Origin of the sequence: Curtobacterium sp. VKM Ac-2861, from assembly GCF_013204965.1 — a bacterium.
Lineage (GTDB): Bacteria > Actinomycetota > Actinomycetes > Actinomycetales > Microbacteriaceae > Curtobacterium.
In genome coordinates this window covers 1-24,815 of sequence record NZ_JABMLA010000002.1, presented here as the reverse complement: position 1 = coordinate 24,815, position 24,815 = coordinate 1, and the positions used below count along the sequence as shown (strand labels likewise).

At 66.0% G+C, this 24,815-nt stretch carries 20 protein-coding genes; 16 read left to right on the top strand and 4 right to left on the bottom strand.

Annotated elements, in window-relative coordinates:
• Positions 1-521 precede the first annotated feature (521 nt).
• From HQQ88_RS04885 to HQQ88_RS04850, 8 genes are all read left to right on the top strand, one after another.
• A complete protein-coding gene (locus tag HQQ88_RS04885; protein ID WP_173168819.1) occupies positions 522-833 on the top strand; it encodes a MazG nucleotide pyrophosphohydrolase domain-containing protein in 312 nt (103 codons plus the stop codon).
• Positions 834-962: 129 nt separating this feature from the next.
• Positions 963-2,006, top strand: a complete 1,044-nt coding sequence (locus HQQ88_RS04880) for a hypothetical protein (RefSeq protein ID WP_173168818.1) — start codon at positions 963-965, stop codon at positions 2,004-2,006.
• A gap of 36 nt (positions 2,007-2,042) precedes the next feature.
• Positions 2,043-2,870: a hypothetical protein gene (locus HQQ88_RS04875; protein WP_173168817.1), complete on the top strand. Its 828-nt coding sequence runs from the start codon at positions 2,043-2,045 to the stop codon at positions 2,868-2,870.
• 1,061 nt (positions 2,871-3,931) lie between these two features.
• Positions 3,932-6,577, top strand: a complete 2,646-nt coding sequence (locus HQQ88_RS04870) for a hypothetical protein (RefSeq protein WP_173168816.1) — start codon at positions 3,932-3,934, stop codon at positions 6,575-6,577.
• Between the two features lie 524 nt (positions 6,578-7,101).
• Positions 7,102-8,160 (top strand): DNA polymerase, encoded by a 1,059-nt coding sequence (locus HQQ88_RS04865; protein WP_173168815.1) that lies wholly within the window; start codon positions 7,102-7,104, stop codon positions 8,158-8,160.
• 771 nt (positions 8,161-8,931) lie between these two features.
• On the top strand, positions 8,932-9,897 hold the full coding sequence (locus HQQ88_RS04860; RefSeq protein ID WP_173168814.1) for a DNA N-6-adenine-methyltransferase: 966 nt from the start codon (positions 8,932-8,934) through the stop codon (positions 9,895-9,897).
• 296 nt (positions 9,898-10,193) lie between these two features.
• The gene (locus HQQ88_RS04855) at positions 10,194-10,427 is read left to right on the top strand and encodes a hypothetical protein (RefSeq protein WP_173168813.1); all 234 of its coding nucleotides are present in this window, start codon (positions 10,194-10,196) and stop codon (positions 10,425-10,427) included.
• A gap of 6 nt (positions 10,428-10,433) precedes the next feature.
• Positions 10,434-10,730 carry a hypothetical protein gene (locus HQQ88_RS04850; protein WP_173168812.1) on the top strand — a complete coding sequence of 99 codons (297 nt, stop codon included), beginning with the start codon at positions 10,434-10,436 and terminating at the stop codon, positions 10,728-10,730.
• 31 nt (positions 10,731-10,761) lie between these two features.
• On the opposite strand, the gene HQQ88_RS04845 is transcribed toward HQQ88_RS04850, so the two are convergent.
• Positions 10,762-11,799 (bottom strand): hypothetical protein, encoded by a 1,038-nt coding sequence (locus HQQ88_RS04845; RefSeq protein ID WP_173168811.1) that lies wholly within the window; start codon positions 11,797-11,799, stop codon positions 10,762-10,764.
• Positions 11,800-12,286: 487 nt separating this feature from the next.
• Between HQQ88_RS04845 and HQQ88_RS04840 the strand changes: the two genes are divergently transcribed.
• The 6 genes from HQQ88_RS04840 (at position 12,287) to HQQ88_RS04815 (ending at position 20,069) form a co-directional block, all read left to right on the top strand.
• Complete coding sequence (locus tag HQQ88_RS04840; protein WP_173168810.1) at positions 12,287-12,883, top strand: recombinase family protein; 597 nt, start codon at positions 12,287-12,289, stop codon at positions 12,881-12,883.
• A 20-nt stretch (positions 12,884-12,903) separates the two neighbouring features.
• The gene (locus HQQ88_RS04835; protein WP_173168809.1) at positions 12,904-13,371 is read left to right on the top strand and encodes a hypothetical protein; all 468 of its coding nucleotides are present in this window, start codon (positions 12,904-12,906) and stop codon (positions 13,369-13,371) included.
• A gap of 248 nt (positions 13,372-13,619) precedes the next feature.
• Positions 13,620-15,566 carry a type I restriction-modification system subunit M gene (locus HQQ88_RS04830; RefSeq protein ID WP_173168808.1) on the top strand — a complete coding sequence of 649 codons (1,947 nt, stop codon included), beginning with the start codon at positions 13,620-13,622 and terminating at the stop codon, positions 15,564-15,566.
• Positions 15,563-16,747 (top strand): restriction endonuclease subunit S, encoded by a 1,185-nt coding sequence (locus tag HQQ88_RS04825; RefSeq protein WP_173168807.1) that lies wholly within the window; start codon positions 15,563-15,565, stop codon positions 16,745-16,747. The genes HQQ88_RS04830 and HQQ88_RS04825 overlap by 4 nt, the downstream gene beginning before the upstream one ends.
• Entirely contained in the window at positions 16,744-19,857 is a 3,114-nt protein-coding gene (locus tag HQQ88_RS04820) for a DEAD/DEAH box helicase family protein (protein ID WP_173168806.1), read from the top strand. Before HQQ88_RS04825 ends, HQQ88_RS04820 begins: the two co-directional genes overlap by 4 nt.
• Positions 19,858-19,859: 2 nt before the next feature.
• Positions 19,860-20,069, top strand: a complete 210-nt coding sequence (locus HQQ88_RS04815) for a helix-turn-helix transcriptional regulator (protein ID WP_173168805.1) — start codon at positions 19,860-19,862, stop codon at positions 20,067-20,069.
• Between the two features lie 35 nt (positions 20,070-20,104).
• On the opposite strand, the gene HQQ88_RS04810 is transcribed toward HQQ88_RS04815, so the two are convergent.
• Entirely contained in the window at positions 20,105-20,908 is an 804-nt protein-coding gene (locus HQQ88_RS04810; RefSeq protein ID WP_173168804.1) for a metallophosphoesterase, read from the bottom strand.
• Between the two features lie 124 nt (positions 20,909-21,032).
• Here HQQ88_RS04810 and HQQ88_RS04805 point away from each other — a divergent pair, with 124 nt between their 5' ends.
• Positions 21,033-21,209, top strand: coding sequence for a hypothetical protein (locus HQQ88_RS04805; protein ID WP_173168803.1), 177 nt, complete (start codon positions 21,033-21,035; stop codon positions 21,207-21,209).
• Between the two features lie 420 nt (positions 21,210-21,629).
• Here the strand turns inward: HQQ88_RS04805 and HQQ88_RS04800 are convergent, their stop codons facing one another.
• On the bottom strand, positions 21,630-22,562 hold the full coding sequence (locus tag HQQ88_RS04800) for a hypothetical protein (protein WP_173168802.1): 933 nt from the start codon (positions 22,560-22,562) through the stop codon (positions 21,630-21,632).
• On the bottom strand, positions 22,559-23,113 hold the full coding sequence (locus HQQ88_RS04795; protein WP_123312044.1) for an RNA polymerase sigma factor: 555 nt from the start codon (positions 23,111-23,113) through the stop codon (positions 22,559-22,561). The genes HQQ88_RS04800 and HQQ88_RS04795 overlap by 4 nt, the downstream gene beginning before the upstream one ends.
• A gap of 110 nt (positions 23,114-23,223) precedes the next feature.
• Between HQQ88_RS04795 and argG the strand changes: the two genes are divergently transcribed.
• Positions 23,224-24,666 carry an argininosuccinate synthase gene (argG, locus tag HQQ88_RS04790; RefSeq protein WP_131877443.1) on the top strand — a complete coding sequence of 481 codons (1,443 nt, stop codon included), beginning with the start codon at positions 23,224-23,226 and terminating at the stop codon, positions 24,664-24,666.
• Positions 24,667-24,815: the final 149 nt, after the last annotated feature.

Sequence of the window (24,815 nt, the reverse complement as noted above, 5' to 3'; positions counted from 1 at the left end):
GGTGTTAAATCCGCCGGCAACGCTGCCGGTAGTTCCAGGTCCCACGCTGCGACATCGGAACCCGCCTTCGCGGACACAGTGCCGGACGATGACCCGAGCGCTGCGCGGACAGCGTTTACCTGCTCGAGCGTGAAACCGGTGCGGACATGCACCGTGTACGACGCAGCCCACGGGGCGGTCTCGAGAGACTGCCGTGACACACAGTGCGAGTCATCCGGCTGCCGGTACTCCGCCGAGACCTGGGTCACTCCGGGCAGCGCTTCGAGACGTGTCGTGGTCGGCGCGTAGTCCGCAGTGACCGACGGACCCGGCTCCAACGGTGCGCACCAGCCGGCGCTGGAACAGCCCGTGAGGCTGGCCGCGACTGCCACCCCCACGGCGGCAGCCGCGACCGAACGGATTCCCCACACCCCAGTACTGTGCCCGTCGGGCGACGGCGGGACATCCACCGGAAGATGGAACTGTGTCCACCGACACAGTCAGTCGACGTAGTGGTCGCTACCCGGAACCGAGGAGAAGCCATGGACATCACCGAACTCACCAGCAACGTTGAAGAGGTGTCGGCTCACTACGCGGTGATGCACGACATCGACCGCAATGACGACTGGTTCGTGCTCAAGCTCAACGAGGAGGTAGGTGAGCTGACGCAGGCCTACCTCGCAGTCCGTGGCCAGGCACGCGACAAGGGCAAGAGCGCGGCGCAGTTGCGGCAGGACCTCGAGTACGAACTGGCGGACGTGCTTGTGCAGACGCTCCTCATTGCGAAGCGAATGGGAGTCGATGTCGAGAAGGCCATCGACGAGAAGTGGATGGTCTGGCACCCAAGCCACTGACTGGCGCCTCTGGGCATGGGTGATCCCCGTAGCGACCTGCGGTTTTTCTGCGGCTTGGCATCTTGCGTCGACGATTCGACCGGAGGACCGTGAGCACCACGGCGACGATGCCGGACGTGGAGGTGCGCCATGCTCGGCTCAGCAGATCTGGACCCCGCTGATTACAGATGTCCGCAGGGTCACATCATCGATAAGAGCCTCGTGTGGGAACAACTCGGTCAACAGGAGATCCTCACCCAAGTCCAAGAGCTGATTCGTCAGCCCCGGCTAAGGCCTGCGCCACCACGGCCTGTTCAAGCCGTCCAACTCGGACCGTTCCGCGTGATGGTGGAATGCCCCGGCGGAGAGGGAAGGGACGCGAAACCGCACAAGGTCATCGTCCGTGGGAACATCGTCCCGAGCGGCGAAGGCGGTGGCATCGGACAGGCGGAAGATCCAACCCGGGACGACCTCCTCGACGCCGCTATCGCGGAACAGTTCACCCCCGTCAAGGAACTCGCGTTAGTCGAAGCGGCTGCGCCCCGCATCGTCGAACAGGTGTCCGTCCTCGGCACCGTCCTCGCTGTCGGAGGTGTGGCGTCCATCGCCACGATCATGGCCACCGGCACACCCCGGTTCTTTGCCGTCGTCGCGGTCCTCCTCGCCATCGCCGCGATCGCTCTGGCGACCGTCACCCAGGTGATGCGTGTCAGCACGTTCGCCCCCGGGAACCTCGATGAGGTCAGGGATTGGTTCAATCACACGATGGTGTGGCGCCGACAGGTCATCGTCGCAGCGAGCAGGTGCATCACCGCCGCCGTCGTCGCCGCTGGACTCGCTGCGGCGTTCTCCATGCTCAGCGCCCCGGACCGAACTCCCGTCCTCGCCGGTACGGTCATCACCGCGCCAGGAGCGACGAGTGAACGCGACACCCTCACCGTTGACGTGCAAGCCCTACTCACCGCCGGTGGAAGCAGAACCCCAGGAGACCTGACCATCACCGCGGACGGGAGAGTCGTTGCCCGGTCAGCGCAGACAGCCCCCGCCTACGGGACCGCCACAATTACCGCGAAAGCCGAGAAGGTTCCCGCTGACGAACGCGTGCGGGCCGTGCTGACCACACCGAAGTGGACCTGCACCCTCCGACTCAAAGGACCAGGCAGCGGACGAGCGACCACCTGCCTGGCAAAGTGACACCGTTCTCGTCACTGCTGCCGCTACGGTCGAGCCATGACTGACGACACGGACCCGGCTGTCACCGCTGCGGAGTTGCAGGAGCTGTTCAGTCGGGCGTCGTTGGAGGCGTCCGCTCGGGGTCTTCGGGTGTTGCCGGCGACGTTGCGGGAGCCGGAGGTGTTCTTCATGGCGCCGGAGGTGTCCCTCGACGATGCGCTGGACGTTGCTGTGCAGGTCGGGGCGGCGTTTGTGTCCGTGACGGAGGAGCTCTTCGACGCGGCGGAGTTCCTCGACGACATCGAGGAGGTGCCGGCTGGACTGCGGAACGCTGCCGGTAGCCACGACGGTGACCGGACCGGCATCGACGTGCGCTGGATCGGCGGCGGCACGTCCTACGCGTACTGGGCGAAGGCAGCATGGTGGCGTGACCTGACCGCGGAACTTGCAGAGTCGCAGGAAGATGCGGACGAGAAACGAGCGCGGGAACACCGTGCATGGATGGCTCGTGCGCAGCAACTCATCCAGGAGGCCATCGACGATGAAGGGGTGAGGGCGGCGAAGCCGATGTCCCGGAAACCGGTCGTCGAAGCGTTCATCCGCAGCAGAGCAGGGTCCGCCGACGATGTCGGCGCCGGGTACGCACTCAGATGGGCGCCGGGACGGGTGACCGAAGAGTGGCGGTCCGCGTACGCACTGCTTGATCAGACCAGCGACCTGTTCATCGCCGACCTCCGCGACCGCGACGACTGGCAGCGGTTGAAGTGGAACCCGGCCGCGCGCCGCGAAGTGCTCCTGACGTTCGCGATGAGTCGCACCGGCGGGTGGGCTCCGACCGACAAGTGGTTGAAGGACAAGGACGGGAAGTCCGCACCTGCAAAGTGAGCGGCGGAGGAACCTGCGTGCTGGTCAACCGGCCGGGTTGATCTCGGCTGAATCAACCCGGCTGGATTGAGGAGTTCCGGCGGTGCGCGGCGTCGATGCTGCGGCGTACGTCCGCAGGGGCAGGCCCGTCTCCCTGCCGATAAGGGGCCATCGGGATCCCTGACGCCTGCGCAGCGGCGAGCAGCTCACCCCGTCGGAAAATGAGTGGCTGCAGGGCCGCCAGCACCTTCACATGGATTCGAGGTGCTGTTCCTGCTCAGGGGTCAGCGGACCCTGCCGCGGGCCACCGCTCTGGGGGAGGGGTCGCGGGCTGACCTGCTGGTCACGGATGACGCGCAGCCTCGCCGACCGGTTCTGCGGCGACATCGACAGAGCCGCGCGGAGCAGCTCAACCTGCTCCGGTGACGGCATCACCTGCCCGTCCTCCAACACGAAGACGTCAGCTCGGGGTGAGCGGGGAGGCGGTCTTGGCGCTGGTCGGGCAGAAGCGTCTGCCACAGCAAAGGTCAGGCCGCGGGAGACCTGAGAGTGGCTTGCTGCCGTAGCCATGCCGTGTGGGCCGTCCGGAGGCGGAGTGTGCGCGAAGCCCCACGCCCAGCCGGCACGCAGCGGGCGGCTGCCGGAGCGCTGCGGAGTGAGGAGCTCGTGCGCGCGCGTCCGTTCGGGTCAGCGCCTGACCCGAAGTCCCGCTCAGGCCGCGTGCGCATCGCACCTCAAAGCCAGCCAGGGGAGGGGGGGGGGGGGATGGGGGCAAGGGGGGGGTTGTTTTTCGGTCGCTCCCAGTGTGAGCAGAGCGCAGACTCCGTTTTCCTCACCCAACACGACTGAAAATGACCCCCCCGACCCCCCTAACCCCCTCCACCCCCGTCGGTCGAAAGGGCAGCTCAACCCCGACCGCTAGTCGACCCTCCCCCCCCCCGCCCCCGCCGTGCGCGCGTGCCGAAGACGATCCGGCAGGACCACCTCCGGCTGATCTGCTTCTCGCCGCATAGCTCCCTTCGAACGGGCACGCGGCCCACTGAGTGTAGGAACTCACCGCGACCCGAGAGTGGAAGCAAGAGATGATCAGCGGAAACGCCATCGCCTCAGAGTCGCTGGGCGGCCACCGCGTCCTGCGTACGCTGGAGCTCCTGCGGGGGCAGAGCCTAACCGTCGCTATCGACGGAGCGACCATCGCACCGACTGACGCCCTGCCCGAGGTGATGGCCGGAACTCAGGTGGGCCTGTGTCTCGGGATCCCGGGCCGCGTCGCCCGTACGGACGGGAGCTTCATGTACCCAGTGGCGCTCCGGGCCGCAGACGTGAACGGCGCCACCGGGGAGGCTCTGAGCGACGCGGTTACCCGCGCAAGCCTTGGGCGGCTGATGACGCTGGTTGATGCCGGGTGGTGTGAAGACCTCCCGGATGGCCGCCGCCTCCGCGTCCTCGGGGTCACTGCTCGAAGTGATGAGGAGTACAGGGCGGTACTGAGCAGCCTCGCGACCCGCCGCGCTCTGCAAGACGGCACCGTCATCGCGGACATCGCCGTAGGCGGGAGCACGCCCATCGCACCAACCATCACCGAGACTGGCACACACCGGCTGGCGAGCGGCGAAGTCGGGATACCGACGCCAGTCACGCATGGCGAGCTGGCCGGTCTCGGCGTATTGCTCGACAGCCTCTCGGACGCACGCGACCCGCGAACCGCCCGGTCGGTGTACGACATCCGGGCCCACGACGAGCAGACCAACAGCGTCCGGGACCGCTACAACCGTGGGGCGACCACAGCGGACATGACCCGGTTCTTGACCAGCGCCGGCTGGGTGGAATCCGGCGAAGGCGAAGCCGGCCGGCTCTTCTCCCGCGAGGCCGAGCACGGCGAGCTGCTGGAAGAAGCACGAGCTTTTGCCCATGGTTTCGACGTTGGTAACGGTGTCGTCGCACGGGCCTTCGACCTCTGCCTTGAGTGCCCATCGCGCGCCGACATCACCTCACCCGAAGATCTCGCGCAGTACCTCGTCGACGAAGGCCACGTCGCGGTCACCGCTGAGGTCTTCACCCGGCATGGCGCCCGCGCCGAGATCGAAGTTCAGCAGGAGACCACCAAAGTGATTTCGGACTTCGTGACCGAGGTTCGCGCCGCGCGAAGCGCATCAGACCGCTCCCGGCCGCTCGCCTTTTCGTACGTGCTGGAGGGAGAACCGGCGGGCCCGGTGTACATCGACGCAGGCGGCCGCGTCCGTTATTGGGATTCTCAGTCAGCCTCTCGCCTCATGATCGCAGCAGCGCAACTTGGCACCAGCTTCACCAGCAAGGACGGTACCCCAGGCTTCCGCCCCTCACACCAGCTACCGCCGACTGTCGTGCAGGGCGTCTTCGAGACGCTGAAAGGGTACGGGGCGCTCCCGCCACTTCACTACGTCGGCCGTGAGCCAGTGCTCACCCGCGAGGGCCGGGTGGTCTCTAAGCCGGGCTACGACATGACCTCGAAAGCGTTCGTCACGCTTCCGCACCGAGACCGCACCCGCTGGGCCCGTGAATACGCCGTGCCGGAGAAGCCGACTCTGGCGGAAGCGCAGGCCGCTTTCGAGATGCTTGACGACGAGCTCCTCTGGGACTTCAACTTCGCGACCCCGGGCGACCGCGCCCGCGCGATGGTGTACCTACTGACGTGCGTGGGCCGACCGCTGCTGAACGGCTCACCCCTTTTTCTCGCGAACGCAGCCGACCGCGGTGCGGGTAAGAGCTACTTACTGCTGATCGGCCGGCTGCTTGCCACGGGTACACCGGCGGCCACCTCTTTCCGGGTGGGTGGCTTCAACGACGACGAGACCGAGAAGAGGCTCGTCGCGCTTTTGATGGCGGGCGGGCGCTTCCTCCACTGCGATGAGGTGCCGCGCGGAGTGAAGCTCTCCGGCCTCATCGTGACCGAGCTGCCGACCGCCCTCGATGGTGAGCAGGAGCGCCGCAAGCTCGGCTCGAACGACGCCGTTAAGCAGACCGGCGTCATCGCGACGATGGCTGGAAACAATGTCGAGCTCGGCGGCGACTACAACCGCCGCGTGGTTGAGGTCAGGCTCGGCTCCTTCGGTGCGGGTTCACCGATTGCCCGAACCGAGTACCGCCACCCCTCCCTTCCGAAGTACATCGCGGAGAACCGACCGATGCTGGTTGCTGCTGCACATACCGTGCTCCTCTTCGGCCTGCAGAACCCGGTCGACACCCCCGGCTATGGCTTCTCGCACAACTGGGCGGCCACCATTCTCGGCGCGCTTACTCATGTCACGAACGAGGGCGGCGTCCCGGTCCACGAAGCCGCTATGGAGGGCTTCTTCGAGAAAGTCGATGAGGACGACGAACTCGGCGAGGAGTGGGGGCCCATCCTCGAGTATCTGTGGGAGCGTCGGGGTGAAACTCGCCGCACGGCGGCCGACATCCGCCAGGACGCAAAGAGCCCTCTTCAGGGGCAGCAGCGTCCCGATCTTCCGTCTTCGCTGGCGCTGATCAGCCCGATGTTGCCGGAAACTGCTCAGGCCACCGCGTGGGGTAAGGCGATGAAGGCAGTCCTCGGTACTGGCATCCCGTACCGCGGTACCCGGTATGTGCTGCAGGCTGTGCAGAAAGCAGCGTCGTCGAAGAGGTCGAACTTTTACTTCATCACCGCGAGCGTCGAGGGCGAGCGTCGTATCCCGGGCCGTGCCGCCGAACCTGAAGCGGCGGCAGCCTGATGACCCGGCTCACGTACGAGGGCATGCCTAAGTTCGAGCAGTGGCTGCAGTCATCGCGTCGTGGGTTGGGTTTCGCGGTCACTGAAACTCAGCTCGCGGTTGGCGACGCGACGGGGTCCTCGTGGACCGTGCCACTACAAGATGACGCGACCGTCCGGAGGGCCCTGACCGCCCTCCGGAGCCTGGGCCCCGAAGAATCGAAGGTGTGGGCCGTTCGCGGATCAGCTGCGGCCACAGCACTGCACCGTCGTTTCGGCGTGGCACTGTCAACGCTCACCTGGCTGCGAGATGTCTCAACCGCCTACGCGGTGCTTCGGCCGGGGGCTGAGGGCTGGATGCTGCCCCGGCCAGGCGTCACATACTCGGATGAGCCTCGTGGTGCTGCACGGGCCGCAGTTGCGTGTGCTCGTGCCGTGGCCGGTTTGGCGGCGGAGAGCACTTCGGCTTCCCGTGCGGCAGCGATGCGCTCTGTTCGGCAGGATCACGCGTGGCGTCCGGTACAGGCTCGCGGCATCCGTCTCGATGTGGACCGTCTGCTGCGTGAGCGGACGGTCGTCGAGGAGGAGGTGCGCCGGCTTCGGGTGGAGAACGGCGTTGATCTGATGGCTGCGTCGGATGCGGGCGTTGCTGCGGCGCATGCGTGGTTGGCAGCCAATGGCGTCACCGTTCGGGATGCAACAGGTCATCCCTCGCTGGAGCAGAACGCCGTCGCGCAGGCTCAGGTGGAAGATACAACCCGCGCCCGTGTCTCCTACGGTGCGTTGCTAGCCGCCCGTGAGCTGGGCCGCACCCGGGGGAAGCTTCTTGAGCTTGACCGGCTAAGGCAAGGGGACCGGGTGTACCCGCAGATGATTGTTCGGCACACGAAGACCGGTCGCGCGCTAGCGCGGCGCCCCGCGTTGCAGAATCTCGGCCGGGCGCTCCGAGGCATGCTGATGGCGGATCCGGGTTACGTGCTCGTGAGCTTGGATTACCACCAGGTGGAGCCAACGGTCGCTGCCGCGATGTCCGGCGATGCGCGGCTCGCCGCGGATGTGGCGAGTGGTGACGTGTACACAGCGGCGGCTGCCGGATGGACCTTCGGCGGGGCTCCCGTCAATCGGTCGCAGGCGAAAGTGGCCTTCCTGGCCTGCCTGTACGGGCGCGGCCCCTCGAGCACTGCAGCGGATCTCTGCATGTCGGAGAAGGATGCCGCTTCGCTCATTGACGCGGTCTGGACTCGCTACAACCGGTTGCGGGAGTACCGCGTTGAGCTGCAGGACCGCTTCGCCGCATCTGAGTTCATGACGACGCTCGGCGGTCGACCGCTTCCGGCGCTAGGCCGGGGTGAGCTGTACAAGTCACTGAACTGGATGATCCAAGGGAGCGCCGCCGACATCTTTGAAGGAGGAGTCATGCGAGTAGCTGATGCCATCGGCCCCGAGGCACTCTTCCTCGGCGTGCACGACGAGCTCATCCTCCACGTACCCTTCGCGCAAGCCGAGTCTGCACGTCAGGTGCTGGCTGAGCAGATGCCGTGCACGCTCGGCTCCGTGCTCATCACCGGTGACGCCGAGGTCCTCGGCACCCACTGGAGGAAGTAAGACCCGCGTCGCCGGACCTCCTACAGATGGCGGCGCTCTCCAGAATCGGCCCTTGCCTGCGTTGCTTCCACTCCGCGGCGGGGGCCGCTTCGTGCCCGTGCACATACGAGGTATGAAGGATGGCATCCCCGGCCGCTCGGCACCCCCACCCTTCGCCTCTCGCTCGTCTCGCCTCCGCGCATACCGCTTCTATGACACGCGCACTTCTCTGGGCTCACGAACTCCGCGGCGATGGGCGCCTCATCACAGCGGAGTCTCCCGTCGCGCTGGTCGTCGGCATCCTGTGCTTGGAGGCGACATCCGAGTGGACACCGCGCCGGATTCCCGCCTACGCGGTGGCGCGTGCGGCGATGCGTGCGCAGCGGAGCGCCTGGACGGCCTGGGCCCGTCGTCGCGGTCTCGAAATCCCCGGTGAAGCCGCCGGAGCGCTTCCCGGAGACTCGGTGCGGGCGCTGCGTGCACGGAAGGACGCCCTGTTGGAGGCGGCGGTGCCGGAGCCGTGGAGTGCGAACTGGCCGCCGTTGTATGTGACCCGGCAGATGCTAGGGATTGGGCATCGCCTTCCCGAAGGCACGATGGCCGTCGCGGGCTACCCCACCGGTGTACTTCGGGTGATGCAGGATGCGGAAATGATTCGGGTCGGGATTCTGCATCAAGATGGCCGTGGCGGTGCACTTTCAGGACGTGCGGAGAAAGGAGCGACGACGCCCTGAATCTGCACCACGGAGTGTCGACGGGTGGGTGACTGGGGAGTGCTGACACGATTTCTCGGTGACGCGCCCTTCCGCCGAATCCGCTGCCCGCCGTGCTGCGCTTGCTGCTGAGCTGCGGCGCCTTCAGCGAAAGGGCCACTCGCAGCGGGCGCTTGCTGAGCGCTTCGGGGTGAACCGGCGGACGGTCTCGGCGCTGCTCGCCGGGCCGACGGCCCGGGCGTCCGTGGTCGGTAAGCGGGCGGCCCCGGTGATGGCGCCCTTCGAACATGCAGTGCTCCACCTGCTGCAAGCAGGTGTGCGCAGCCCAGCGGAGGTGAGGCGCCGGCTGATCGCGGAGTATGGGCTGTCAGCGGGCACCGCACCTAACACGGTACGTGACTTCGTGAACAGACGGCTTGGCGCCGTGTCGCCGCTGCGGCCGAGCACCGGGGTGCGCTTCGGCGATACAGCCTCAGGTGCGGTGGAGTGGTACACACCGCCGGAGCTTTTCGCGGCACTCACCGACGACGACGGAGTGCCTATCCACTTCGATGTTGATGTCGCCGCGCCTGGCGTCGACGGCATCGTCACCAGCCCGCACATCGCCGTGCCGGCCAGCCGATTCATCACGAAGGACCTCGACGCACTGGAGCCGGCGACGCCCTGGGGCTCTCGCACGAAGTGCTGGATGAACCCGCCCTACGGCCCACTCCTCCCAAGATTCACTCACCGGGCTACGTCGCATGCAGCCGCGGGCGGTGAGGTGCTCGCTCTTCTGCCCGCGCGGACGGATACGCGGTGGTGGCACAGCACCGTGATGACTCACGCCGACGCGGTGGTCTTCATCCGCTCCCGCCTGCGTTTCATCGACGCCACCGGCCGCCGCGGCGAATCACCGGCGTTCGGCCAGGTGCTGGTCGCGTACGGACCCACCTTCGCGGACGTGCTCGAGAGGGCCACCACCGGCCCGGCTGCCCTCGGCTCTTTCATCCGGCTTCGTGGGAGCGGCACCCCGACCCGGAGCCAAGAAGAAGAGGCGGCGTAGCTCGTAAGCATTTCGGTCGGTGCCGTGCTTTGGGTTTTCTGCCGTCGATCGTCACTCGGGGCCGTTATGAGGAGCAGGGGTGGTCGGAGCAGACGAAGACCTCGGTGGTGCGCTGGTCAAGGGCGCGGCCGCGGCACCGTAGTTGACCGGCGGAACGGGAACGCCGGTGCGAAGCGTCTCGGTCACGGCCCAGAGTTTCTGCTTCCCGACGGCCTTATCGGAGTTCCGGCGGGCGGCGACGATGCCGTGCTGAGCGGTCTCTCCATGCCAAGATCAGACTGACAGAGGAGACGCATATGGGCAATCCGGCATGGGGACACGGGTACCACAAGGGCTTTGGCGACGGCGCGAAGCAGGGAGGCGCGGTCGGCGCCCTGACCACCTTGGGTGCTACTGGCCTAGTCGTGGGCGGAAAATGGGCTGTCGGCAAGCTCCGCGAACGCAGCGTGGCTAAGCAACTCGCCGAGAATTCCTCCGTCGATACTCCGGATGCGGACGAAAAGGATTCGCAGGCGAGTTCCTCCGACTGATCTCACATGTCCGAAGAACACTGGTACGCCGAGCGCCGAGCACGTTGGCAGCCAGACCGCGTCTGCCTGCTACTCGTCGCCGAGAGCGCGCCTGACGACGACGGCGACCTTGCTAATCGACGCTTCTTCTACGACCAGACGCTGACCTCGAAGGACGGCCTCTTCCACGAGGTTGTCCGTGCCCTGTACGGTGCTTCACCACTCGCCAGCGGTCCGAACGCGAAGACACCTTGGCTTGCCAGGCTCAAGGCGGCACCTGTCGCCGGCGAGCGCATCGTGGTGCTGCCCCGCACCCGCCTCTGAAGAGAGCCGACTGAGTTGCCACGAAGGCGGGTTAGAACAGTTCGCTGTCGACCGTCTGCGCCCACGTGCCCGAATCAACGGAGTGGGGGAAGCGGGCTTTGACCGTCTTCGGGTAGACGATTTCGACGCCGCTTTCGGTGACAGCAAAACTCACCTGCATGGTGTCCTGAAGTCCGTCGATCAAGCCGTCCTGGTATTCGACATCGCTGTCGAACTTTTCCGAGTGGTCGCCGCTCCACGGGTTGGACCAGTCGAAGGTCAGTTGCATCCGTCCGCCGATGGTCGGATCCGACACATAGCCGTCGTCGCGCACCGTCATCGACTTCTCGTAAGTCGGGTACTTGACCATCGTCCACTGGACGTTCGTGGCCTTGCTGTCGTCGGCCGTCATGTCGTGCTGTACCCAGTTAGGGCATGCGAGCGCACGCTCTGAGATGGGCGCGTCCATGCACACGTGGATATCCGAGTCGAGCTGCTTCACGACCTTGTCGCGCTCCGCCTTCACCACGGTCGCGGTCAGCGCGGGTCCCGACGACTTCGAGGTATCCAAGTCGTGACCCTCAACCACGACGAACCTGTTCTTCGACGACGCCGTGACCTTGTACTTGCCCGGGAAGACCGACATATCCTGTGCCTTCACCGACACCCCGTTGACCTTGACGTCCTTGGCGAACGGGTGCTTGAGGTTCAGTTTGTCCCATTCGGCCGGTTCGAATTCGAACCCGTCTGAAGTCTTGTGTGACGTGAACTCAGCCGTGTCCCGTTCACCATTCACTGTGAAGGTTGCCTTGGTGACGGCAGTCCCCGGTTCGCTGGAGTCCTCCCGCGGCTTGCCGATGACGAACTCCGAGATGCGGTTCGATGCCTTCGAGTAGATCGCGTCGTCGAGCTGAGTCTTCCCTGCCAGTGGCACAATCTCTTGCGCCGCCTCTGCCTTGCCGTCGACGAGGTCCTGGAAGTAGATCGAGAGGGCCTCGTCGGCGGTCTTCGGTTGGTGCGCGCACCCGGTCAGGGCGATCAAAGTGAGCGTGCTCGCAATGAGCGCGGTTATGGCGATTCTGGTCTTCATGAAGCGGATCCCCGGGGAGAGCGCTCGAAGAACGTTGCTCTGAGCGACCTACCGATCGGCGGAGTGTTCGTCGAGCGTCGACTGACAGTTGACTCAGCATCGGCTTATGTTGCCTTGGTCAACAGGCAGAACCACCCCCACCTCCCAGTTCGGGGGGGGGGGGGCATGTTCGACGATTGACGATCTGTCTTGCGGGACCTGAACTGATCGTCGCGGGTGGGCGCGGTGACATACGCGTTTGGTGTGCGACGAGGAGGCTGCGCGGCGTGTCGTACTACCGGCAGGTTGGCCCTGCCCAATGCGTCGAGAGACGCCGTCAAGTAGGTGACGGGTGGGCTGTCACACAACTGGTCGGTTGAGAGATGTCTCGAAGGCGTGATGGCGAGTTCGAGCGGGTGCTCACGAGCCCATGTCTCCTATCCATGTCTCGCAAGCTCCGCGCATGTTCGTGTAAGCGAAGCAGGATGCGAGACAGGGAGACCAGCAGATGACCGCGAAGTTGATTGGATACGCACGTGTGAGCACCGGCGCACAGCGGACTGATCGGCAGGAGCAAGACCTTCTCAACGCCGGCGTCCTCCCCGCTGACCTCTACGTCGACTCCGGCGTTTCCGGTGGGAAAGCCTCACGCCCCGCGTTCGATGCTGCTCGTCGTGCTCTCCGCGATGGAGACACTCTCCTTGTCACAACCTTGGACCGTTTGGGCCGCAGCACTCAGAATCTGCTCGACCTCGCGGCGGATTTCCGCGGGGGCGGGGTGGGGCTGCGGGTGCTGAACCTCGGCGGTGGGGAAGTGGATACAGCGACGCCGATGGGCGCCATGGTGTTCACGGTCATGAGTGCGCTGGCCACAATGGAGCTCGAAATCAAGCGGGAGCGCATCCGGAACAGCGTCGCAAAAAGGCGTGCAGCCGGCGATGATTTGGGCGGAAGGCGGAGGGCGTACTCAACCTCGGCTATCGCGAGCGCGGTGCGGCTCATCGAAGCGGGGGTGCCCGCAGCTCAAGCAGCGCGAGATCTGGGCATGTCACGCGCCACTCTGTACCGGCGGATGGCGGAATTGGCCGCTGCGGACGCGGTGTAGGTTCCGCGCATACCTCATATATGACTTGGGAGCAGCTACCGACCGCGGCGCTGGTCACCGATGCCGGCGTCTCGGTTGAGTGGGCAGCGCTTGAGAGCCACATCGCCGCGTTGGCCCTCGCGAAGCCCGGCTCCGCGGCGGGCATCACCGCCTACCGGCCCGGGGAAGAGAAGCAGGCCGCTGCAGTGCAACTGCTCACTCTGCCGCAGGGACGGCTTGCGGTAGAGGTGAATATAGGATGCGGCAACGGCGGAAATCGGTACCAGCGGGTGAAGCCAGCCGGCGCATCCGACAGTCTGCGCCAGATTCTGATCCGTCACGGATGGGTGGCCCGCATTCAAGCGGGCGCTGTCCTCACACCGGAGCAGGCGCTCGACGTGGTTGCGTGGGTGTGCGCGGAGAGCTCCCTTCACAGCTCGCTCCATGAAGCTCACGTCGCCGAGGACTTGTGGGCCGACATCGCTGCTGGCCGCCGCAGCCCACCGTGACCCGGGTGCCGGCGCGGGGCGCCGCGGGGAAGTGCCGTCCCGGCGGCGCACACCCGTTGGCGGAGGAGGAGGCTTCTGCTTGCTGAGCGCTGCTGCTCGGTCCCGACAGCACGGAAGGCCGCCGCTAGGAAGGAGCCCGCCGGCCCCGGACACGAGCCCAAGATGTCACGTTGCTGATACAACAGCCGTGTAAAGTCCTTGATACAGGGGACGAGCGCGAGCAGCGCGACGAGCGGGAACGAGCACGCATGGCCGAGACGGCAGAGGCATCCAGGAAGACCACGGCGCGGATCGTCTGGGAGACGGCCGACAAGTATCTGCGCAACATCGTCGATGAGGAGGACTACGGCGATTACATCCTGCCGTTTACGGTACTTCGTCGTCTGGAGTGCATGCTGGCCGACAATAAGGACGACGTCGTCAAGTACGTCAAGAGCTTCGCCGGCATGCCGCAGCACCTCATCGACATAGCCGTCAAGGACCGGTTCGGCCTGGGGTTCTACAACGTGTCGCCGCTCAACCTGACCACTATCGCGTCGGTCGACGACAACGTGGACAAGTCCCTCAAGAGCTACGTCGACGGGTTCTCGAACAACATCGCCGACATCTGGGTGTCGTTCGACTTCAACCGACGCGCGAAGGTCCTCGCCGACGCCAACCGTCTGCATGCCGTCGTCAAGCACTTCTCGACGCTACCGCTGGGACCGAAGGACCTTAGTGACACCGGCATGGGCGACGTTTTCGAGGACGTCATGTACCGGGCCTTCAACAAGAAGGGTAAAGCCGCCGGCAACTTCTACACGCCGCGTGACGCAATCAAGCTCATGGTCGACGTCTTGATCGCCAACGACGACGACACCCTCGCAGGGGAGAGCGCAGCGCGCTCGATCTACGACCCGACGGCTGGTTCCGGTGGCATGCTGCTGATAGCCCAGGATGCGCTGCGGCGCATGAACACGAAGATCGACGTCACGCTCTACGGCCAGGAACTCATGCCGTCCGCATTTGCCCTCGGCAAGGCGGACCTGCTCATCCAGGGCGGCCGCCCCGACGCGATCAAGCAGGGCAACACCCTCGTCGAGGACCTCTACGAGGGGCAGAACTTCGACTACGTGCTCTCGAATCCGCCGTTCGGCACGGACTGGTCGGCCGACGAGAAATCTGTACGCGACCAGGCGAAGGTGCCGGTCTCGCGGTTCAGCCACGGCCTCCCGAGCACGGCCGACGGCCAGATGCTGTTCCTGGCCCACTGCGCCTCGAAGCTCAGCCCAGCCGGCAAGAACGGCCAGGGCGGTCGCGCCGCCGTTGTCTCGAACGCGGCTCCGCTCTTCAACGGGGACAAAGGGCCAACCGCCATCCGTGAGTGGCTCCTCGATGAGGACCTCATTGACGCGATCATCGCTCTGCCACCGAGCATGTTCTATGGGACTGGCATCCCGACCTACGTCTGGATCCTCGACACGAACAAGGACCCGCTGCGGAAGGGAAAGATCCAGCTGATCGACGGATCGGACCAGTGGACTCTGCTGCGCAGGCCCATGGGTGAGAAGCGTCGGGAGATGAGCACGACGGACCGTCACCCGGTGCTCGAGGCGTACAAGGCGTTCGCCGACGCGGACCCGGAGATATCGCGCGTGATGGCTCCGGACGACTTCAGATTCCGAGATGTCGCTGTCTACAAGCAGGCTCGACTCTCAGCTCGCTTCAGTATTGATGCAGTCGAGGCGCTGCGCGAGCGGAAGGACTTCGAGGAAGGGCACGTGTCCGTGCTCGAATCGCTCGACGGCACAAGCTGGAACGAGCTTCCTCAGGCCTTCACCCAAGCGGTGAAGGCAGCTGGGCTGAAGGCATCGCTCGGCTTGGTGGATGCCGTGATGAAGGCACTTGCGGTGCCCGATGAGTCAGCGCCACCTGCCGTGGACCGGAAGGGCAACCCAGTCGTTTCGAGCGGCTGGAAGATGACCGAGCGCGTACAGCTGAGCGAAGACCTGGCGGAGCATATGGCGAGAGAGGTGCTGCCTTTTTCTCCCGACGCAAAGTGGGACGAAGGCAAAGCGAAGCAGGGCAACGAAATTCCGTTCACGAGGATTTTCTATACGCCGCGGGCGCCACGGTCTCTCGAAGAGATCGACTCCAAGGTGCAGGGGCTCATGAGCGAGCTCGCAGCCATGTTCAAGCTGGTGAGCGACCAGTGACCGAGCTGGCAGTTCATCGATCGCTACTCGAGAGCGCTGCTTTCGTAATGGCTCCGATCGGGTCCGTGGTGGCCGAACGGAACGAAAAGGTCAGCGAGACGGATTTTCCGGCGCTGTCCGTCGGGAAGCTGGGCGTGACGCCCCAGCTGGCGGGCGTCGCCAAGTCACAGACCGAAGGCGATCGGAAGCTCGTCCGAGCCGGCGACCTGGTTATCAACTCTCGATCCGACCGACGTGGGGCGTCCGGTCTGGCCCGCCAGGACGGGAGTGTCTCGGTCGTCTACTCCGTCATGACTCCGAGGCGTGACATCCTGCTTCCGGAATACGGCCACCACCTCTTCCGGAGCATCGCGTTCCAGGACGAGTTCTTCCGCTGGGGTACGGGCATAGTCGACGATCTGTGGTCAACGAACTTCACGCGGATGTCTCGGATCAGGGTCCCGCTGCCTCCGATTGAAGTGCAACGACATGTAGCAGATCGGATGGACCGCACCGAGGCCATGAACGGTCGGCTCGACCAGCTTGCTTCACTTCTACGCGCCCGCCGAACTGCAACGTGGTCGACCGTCCATGCCCTGGGCTTCGACACGGTCAGGCTTCAGTGGCTGATGGACGAAGTGGACGATCGAGCCGGAGAAGAGAACCAGAGGCTCCCATTGCTCTCTGTCTCAATCCACCACGGTGTTTTGCTTCGCGAGCACTCCTTGTCTGGACAGCAGGCCGGTGCGGATCTGACCAAGTACAAGGTCGCTCAGACAGGAGACATCGTCGTCAATCGAATGCGTGCGTTCCAAGGTGGACTTGGGCGGGCTGCCGCGAGCGGATTGGTGAGCCCGGACTATGCAGTTCTTCGGCCTCGTGACGGTGTTTCCTCAAGCTGGGTTGAGTATGTCATGCGTTCCCCTCAGTTCATCGAGTTCATGGCCCAGTGGGTTCGCGGAATCGGTGGGGCAGACCAGGGCAACGTTCGCACCCCGCGGATCAACGTCCGAGATCTACTTGCCCTCTCGATACCGCTTCCGCCTCCAGCGGAGCTTGGTCAAGCCATTGCACATCTCGACGAAGTCACCGGTCGCATCGATGGGATGCTGGTGAAGCTCGCCAGCCTCCGTGACCTCCTCGTGGAGCGCTCATCTGCGTTCCTACTCGACGTCGTCACCGGCAAGAAGGAAGTCGCATGAGCCACGCGCAGCTGATGGAGCGCGAGTTCGAGGGGAACCTCTGCTCCGAGCTGGCCGAGCGCGGCTGGCTGTATGAGGGCGACGGGAAGCCGACCGGGTGGGACGTCGGTCTGGCCATGGTGCCGGCCGACGCGCTGCACTGGCTGGCTACCCAGTACCCGGACGAGTACGAGAAGGCCATCCCCGGGGACCTCGTCGGCGCGCAGAGGGCCGATGCGGAGCGGAAGCTCCTCGAGCACATCACCAAGGAGCTTGCCAAGGCGACGAGGATGGACTCGACGACCGGGCATCCCGTCGGCGGACTGCTCGGCGTGCTGCGCAAGGGCTTCTCCTATGCGCAGATCGGGCGTCCGACTGCGAAGTTCGGCGCGATGATGGCCTTCCCGCCCGCGAACCCGAACCTGACTGAGGTCGTCGAGGCGGCCGCGGCTGTGAGGCTCAGGGTCCTGCGCCAGGTCCGCTTCGACACGAAGACGAACGAGAGCATCGACGTCGTGCTCGTCGCCAACGGCCTGCCGGTGGTCACGCTGGAGCTCAAGACCGACAACACGCAGACGGTCAACCACGCGATCCGCCAGTACAAGGAGGACCGCAAGCCCGGCAGGAGCCGCCCGCTGCTCGCGCCCGGGCGGGCGCTCGTTCACTTTGCGGTCTCCAACGACCTCGTCTACATGACGACCAAGCTGCAGGGCGGGGACACCGTCTTCCTGCCCTTCAACCAGGGCGACGAAGGCCACGAGGGCAACCCGCCGTCGGCGACCGGCTCGTCGACCAACTACCTATGGCGGGAGATCCTCGCGCGCCCGAACTTCATGCGCATCCTCAAAGACTTCGCGCTCTTCGAGCCGGGCAAGTCCGGGAAGAAAGACGACGGTCGGCTCGTCTTCCCGCGCTTCCACCAGCTGCGTGCCGTTGAGCGCGTGGTCGCCGACATCGAGGCGAACGGGCCCGGCACGCGCTACCTCATCTGGCACTCCGCCGGCTCCGGCAAGACCAAGACCATCGCGTGGCTCAGCCATCGCCTGATCCGGCACATGAGCGCCGACTCGAAGTCGACGTTCGACTCGGTCATCGTCGTCACCGACCGCACGGTCCTGGACGAGAACATCCGCGACGACATGAACCTCGTGCAGTCGAGCAAGGGCCTCGTCGTGGCCGTGGGCGAGAAGTCCGGCGCTAAGTCGCCGCAGCTGAGGAAGGCGCTCGTCGAGGGCGACCACATCATCACCTGCACCCTGCAGACCTTTCCCGAGGTCATGAAGCTCATCGAGGACACCGAGGAGCTGCGGGGCCGGCGCTGGGCGGTCGTGGCCGACGAGGCCCACTCGTCGCAGTCGGGCTCGGCTGCCAAGCAGCTCAAGGAGCTGCTCGTGGACGTCGAGGTCGACCCCAACGAGGAGATCAGCGCCGACGACCTCCTCGCCGCGAAGGACTCGGCGATCGCGGCGTCCGCGAACATCACCTTCGTTGCCCTGACCGCGACGCCAAAGGGGAAGACGCTGCGCCTGTTCGGCACCCAGGTCGGCGACCGCTGGGAGGCCTTCGACACTTACACGATGGCGCAGGCGATCGAGGAGGGCTTCATCCTCGACGTGCTCACCAACTACTCGACCTATGACATGTTCCTCCGGGTGAAGAACACTCTGGACGGCGAGGAGTCGGAGAGTGACATCCAGGTCAACACCGGCGAGGCGGTCTCGAGCATCGTTCGCTACGCGAGGCTCCACCCGACCGCCATTGCTCAGAAGGTGCGGGTCGTGGTCGAGCATTTCCGGCGCAATGTGCAGCCGCTTCTCGGCGGCCAAGCGCGCGCCATGGTCGTCACCAGCTCGCGCATGGAGGCGCTGAGCTGGTCGCGGAAGATGGACGCCTACATCGCCGAGAAGGGCTACGACCTCCGCACGCTCGCGGCATTCTCGGGCTCGCTCACCGACGAGGACGGCGAGAGCGTCACCGAGGTCTTGGTCAACGGCGTCAGCGACGTGGGCAGGGTCTTCCGGGAGGAGGGCGTCTACCGCGTCCTCATCGTCGCGAACAAGTTCCAGACGGGCTTCGACGAGCCGCGCTTGACGGCAATGTACGTCGACAAGAAGCTCTCCGGCGTCGCCACCGTGCAGACACTGTCCCGGCTGAACCGCATCTACCCGGGCAAGACCGCACCGATGGTCGTCGACTTCCGCAATACGCCCGCGAGCGTCCAGGCAGACTTTAAGCTGTACTACTCCGACGCGCATGTCGACGGTGACATCGACCCAAATGCACTGATCACAGTCGGTGAACGGCTTGATACGGCCGGGCTCTACACGCACGAGGAGATGGACGCGGTCGCCGATGCTTTCCTCCACGACGCCGGTGGGGAGGCTATCGCCAAGGCGCTGTCGCCGATCAAGAGCCGGTGGAACGGCCAGCGGTGGCAGGCTGTGTTGTCGAAGGACAAGAAGCGGAGGGAAGAACTCGACACCTTCCGCGCCAACGTGCTCGGGTACCGCAACGCATGGCAGTTCCTCAGCCAGATCGTCGACTACCAGGATCCGGAGCTGCACCGCCGCGCCATCCTCGCGACCCTGCTGGGCCGGAATCTCCACGCCGACGGCGATAACCGCGACGACAGCTTCCTCGAGGGCGTGCAGCTATCGGGCGTCAAGCTCGTCCCGTCCGCGATCGAGGAGGACCACTCGGTCAGCGAGGGCAGCGGAGACGGCATCAAGCTTCCCATCTTTGACGGAGAGTACGGCGGCAGCGCCGCACCGAAGCGCGGACCACTTGACGAAGCCATCGACAAAGTCAACGAGATGTTCAAGGCCAAGGGGGTCGACGTCAGGCCCGAAAGCGTCTCGGGTTTCATTACGACCTTCTGGGGTTTCCTCGACGCCAATGAGGAGGCCGTGGCGATGGCGAAGAACAACTCCCTCGCTCAGCTCAAGGCGTCCGAGGGCTTCAGCGGCGCCGTCGGAATCGCGGTCCTCAAGACGGTGAACGAGTCGAAGGAAATCCAGTCGTACATGACGGATCCGGCATTTGTCAGGCAGATCGCCGATATCGCTGCGGACGCGTTACATGCTCAGCACCTTCTTAGCGGGAGCGCGGGCTCCGACACGGAAGGCGCGTGACTATGGGCGAAGCGGAACAGCACGGGTTCGGCGACGTCATCCGCGAGGCACGGAAGAAGCAGGGCTGGTCGCAGGCGGAGCTGGGAGAGAAGTCCGGAGTGTCACGCCCGACGATCGCGCGCGTCGAGGCGAACAACGACGTCACAACTGCGACCATCGCCAAGGTGGCGCAGGCGCTCGGCCTGAAACTCGAACTCAGGAACGACGGTTGACCGTGGGGCCCCTATGCTCGGCCGACGCCGCATCCTCATTCGTCGAGCAGCTCGACGCTCAGCTCCTCAATGCCTACGACTGCGTTGGCTCGCCCCAACCCCAGCTTGTTGAGGATGACGCTTCGCGATTCGAACGATGCACCGTCGTCCCCGACGTAGCCTTCCACTGCGTCCAAGTTCAGGTGGTAATGCCCTGAAACGACCAGCCGCGGCTTCACTTGCAGGAACCCCCGGTGGAACATCCGCTGGCCACGCCTGCTATACGCAAGCCCCGCCGGATCCCACAGGTGGTCCGCGCGCTCAAGCACCTCACCCAGCGCCCTGGAGGCCGGCGCATCGTGGCCGAGTAGCAGGTCGACGGGCTCGTGGCCGAGGGCGGTGAGGTCCGATTCGGTGATGGATTCTTCCGGCCACCAGTTCGGCAGCGAGTCTTCGAAAAGCTGCTGGCCCCTGGTGCCTACGTCAATGCTGTTCGCGCCACTCAGCGCCGCCACGGTAGTGCCTGTCGCGGTCCGCGCTCGCCAGCCGCGGGGGAGGAAACCGATGCGTTCGTTGAAACGACGCACGCCTTCACTGTCGGTGGGGAGCCTGTTGATTGCTGTGTACCCGTCGTGATTACCGGGCACCACGAGCAGCTGCACGCCACGAAGTTCAAGGTGCGCGGATAGCCTCCGGAGCCGCTCATGCTCATGCGCGGTCCCGTGAAAGAGCATCTGCAAGTCACCAAGCTGGACAAGCGTGCGGACGTCGGCTTCGGCGACCGCGTCGATGACGGCTGGCGCGAGGTCCAGCCGCCCGTGCCAGTCGCCGGATACCGCGATGCGGGGGTCGAGAATCACGGTGGCTGCCTTCCGGTCGGCGGGTCGTGTGGGCGGGAATTGTACCGTCGACCGCTGACGGTCGGAGTCCGCGCATAAGGAGGGTGCGGGGCCGGATGGCGGCCCACGGTGAAGGGAGCACAGCATGGCAATCTCGGCTGGCACGGTCGTCGCGGCAGCGAAGGATCACGGCGGCATGAGCAGGTCGTTCGTGGCCGGAGGCACGCGCGGAGTCGTCACGAAGGGCGGCGGGTGGCCAATCGAAGTGCGGTGGGAAGGCCTGAGCTACGGGCAGCCGGCATACCGCGACGAGGTGATCTGAACCGCGGCCGTAGGAGCGGCAGAAGAAGCGCGAGCCCCACCGGGCTCGCGCTTCTTCTGTTTCACAGACGCACCGTGGGAAGGTGTCTTGTACGGTGCGTAGGAGCGGCTACAGCGCGGGAAGTCGCCTTGGCCCCCTCTGGCCGGTCGCACATGCGGCTTCGCCGCACACGCGGCGTCGAGGTCAACGCTTTGGTCAACGTTTATGACGGGAACGGCCGGGAATCAACGGGAAAACCCGGGAGACGGCGTCCGACCGGTTCCGAAGGAAATGCCTGGTCAGACCAGATATGCGGGTAGTGCCAGGAATGCCCGGGAGCCCAGCAACCTAAGGAAACGGTTGGGGGTTCGAGTCCCTCCAGGGGCACCAGCAGGTCGAAGGGGTTCTCGTCCCTGCAGCGCTTTCCAGGGGCACCGACGATCACCCCGCGGCCGGCTGGACCGGCGGGTCCTCCGGCATGGGGTGCTCGTCCTGCCAGACGGCGTCGACGTCTCCGAACTCGCGCGGGTAGCACTGGGTGTCGAAGGTCTCCGAACCCTCCGAGGGTGTCGAGTAGAGGTACCACGGTCCGGTTCCCGTCGGTCGGCTCGTCCATGCGCCGTCGGCGTACCACGACAGCGGGACGGTGCCCATCGACTGACCGGCCTGCGCCAGGCAGGCCTGGAGCCGGTTGAACGCCGCGGTGTACTCGTCGAGCGTGACCTTCCCGTCGGCGGTCTCCGCCCGCTGCTGGGCGGACGGCCGTGCGATCGAGGCCGACTTCGCCCACGAGGCCCACACCGCGTACCGCGCCGAACCCTCGCCGGACACGGACACGGTGGCTCCTCCCGATCCCGGCGCCGGGTACATGCCCCAGCGGGAGCCGAGCACGGTCACCTGGTCCTTCGTGCTCGTGGGGGTGCAGGCGGCGGAGTCTACGGTCGTCCCGTCGACCCGGATCGTGAACGTCCCCGGCTCGAGGCACTCCCACGTGAGCGTCACGCGATCCGCGCCGTCGGGACGGGTGCCGAGGGGGAACGAGCCTTCGCCGCGGGTGACGGCGAACGCTGGCGTGCCGAGCAGTGTCGCGTGGTTCCCCTCCTCCACCTGGTAGCGCGTCGACGTGGCGAGGGCGGTCTCGAGCACGGCGTCCTGGTCGGTCGCGGGCAGGGCCGCCGCGGTGATCCCACCGGTCACGGCCGAACCGGCGAGGAAGGCCGCCGCGACCGTGATCACCGTTCCCCGCGTCGGTCGGCGGCGTCGACGGGCCGGTGGGCTGGCCGTGGCCGTGGCCGTGGCCGTGGCCGTCGCGTCGACGTCGGCGACGAGGGCGTCGCGCATCGCGGCGAGACGAGGGGAGATGTGGTCGTTCACAGTGTGCCTCCGAGGGGTTCCGCTGACGTCGAGTACTGCTGCTGGAGTCGTGCCTTCGCCCGGTGGAGCCGGGACTTCACGGTGCCCGGTGCGACCCCGAGGGCTGCGGCCGCTTCGCGTTCGCCGAGGCCTTCGAGCACGCAGAGCGTGAGCACCCGCTGGTCTGCGATCGGGAGCCCGCGCAATGCTGCGACCGCTTCGGCGTCGGTGAACGACTCTGCGGGGTCGGGAGCGGGGTCGTCGACCGGGAACCTCCCGAGGAAGAGCCGGTGACGGCGGGTGGCGCGGGTCAGGTTGTGCGCGGTGTTCGTCGCCGTGACGAGCAGCCAGGGCAACATGGAGTCGTCGACGAAGCGGACGCGTTCGCGCTTCCGCCAGGCCTCGAGGAACGCGATGGCCACGACGTCGTCGGCGTCGACCGGGGTGGGGACGAGGCCGACGGCGTGCCGGCGCAGGCGTGGGGCGTGGCGGTCGAAGACGCGTCCGACCGCTCGGCCGTCGCCGGCCATGCCCAGCGCCCAGTCCGCTCGGTCCCCCGTGATCTGGTTCATGCCCTGTATTGTCCGGGCGCAGCGGATCGGTTCCCGGTTCGCGGGACGAGTTCTCCACAACCGTCGCGCTGGACGGTAGCGTGCCCCGGTCTCCCCGTACGATTGACCCCGTGTCCAAGGTCCTGAGCAGTCTCCCCGTCGGCGAACGAGTCGGCATCGCGTTCTCAGGGGGTCTCGACACCTCCTGCGCCGTTGCCTGGATGCGCGAGAAGGGGGCGATCCCCTGCACGTACACGGCCGACATCGGTCAGTACGACGAGCCGGACATCGACGCCGTCCCGAGCCGCGCCCACGAGTACGGTGCCGAGATCGCCCGCCTGGTCGACGCGAAGAGCGCCCTGGTGGAAGAGGGCCTCGTCGCCCTGCAGACCGGCGCCTTCCACATCCGTTCCGGCGGCAAGACCTACTTCAACACGACGCCCCTCGGTCGTGCGGTGACGGGCACGATGCTCGTCCGTGCGATGAAGGAGGACGGCGTCGACATCTGGGGCGACGGCTCCACCTACAAGGGCAACGACATCGAGCGGTTCTACCGCTACGGCTTGATGGCCAACCCGCGTCTGCGCGTCTACAAGCCGTGGCTGGACTCCGAGTTCGTCGAGGAGCTCGGCGGTCGCAAGGAGATGAGCGAGTGGCTCGTCGCCCGCGGCTTCCCGTACCGCGACTCCACCGAGAAGGCGTACTCGACCGACGCCAACATCTGGGGTGCCACGCACGAGGCGAAGAGCCTCGAAGAGCTCTCGAGCGGCCTGGACATCGTCGAGCCGATCATGGGCGTCGCCGCCTGGCGTGACGACGTCGAGGTCGCCACCGAGGTCGTCAGCATCCGCTTCGAGGCCGGACGCCCCGTCGCGATCAACGGCCAGGAGTACACGGACGCCGTCGCACTCGTCTACGAGGCGAACGCGATCGGCGGTCGTCACGGCCTCGGCGCGTCCGACCAGATCGAGAACCGCATCATCGAGGCGAAGAGCCGCGGCATCTACGAGGCACCGGGCATGGCCCTGCTGCACATCGCCTACGAGCGGCTGCTCAACGCGATCCACAACGAGGACACGGTCGCGTCGTACCACAACGAGGGCCGTCGCCTCGGGCGCCTGATGTACGAGGGCCGCTGGCTCGACCCGCAGTCGCTCATGCTCCGCGAGTCCCTGCAGCGCTGGGTCGCGTCGGCCGTCACCGGCGAGGTCACGTTGCGCCTGCGCCGCGGCGACGACTACACGATCCTCGACACCACGGGTCCGGCGCTGTCGTACCACCCCGACAAGCTCTCGATGGAGCGGGTCGGCGACGCCGCCTTCGGTCCGGACGACCGCATCGGTCAGCTGACGATGCGCAACCTCGACATCGCGGACTCCCGCTCAAGGCTCGAGCAGTACGCGGCCGCCGGTCTCATCGGCGGTGCGACGGCCGAGCTCGTCGGCGAGCTCGAGGCGGGCGAGTCCGAGGAGATCCTCGGTGGCGCCGTCATCGCCTCGGACGCCGAGGACGCACTCGGACGCCGGACGGACCTCGCCTCCGAGGGCGCAGCCTTCGACTCCGGCACCGACTGACCAGAGCGAGACCACGCGACTGGTCACGTGCCCTGATGGCACGGACCCGACGGACGGGAGGCGCGGTGCCAGTGAACTGGTCCCGGTTTGTTGGACCGTGAAGTCAGATTAGGCCGCGAGGGCGTGAGCTCGGTATTGAACCGGGCTCA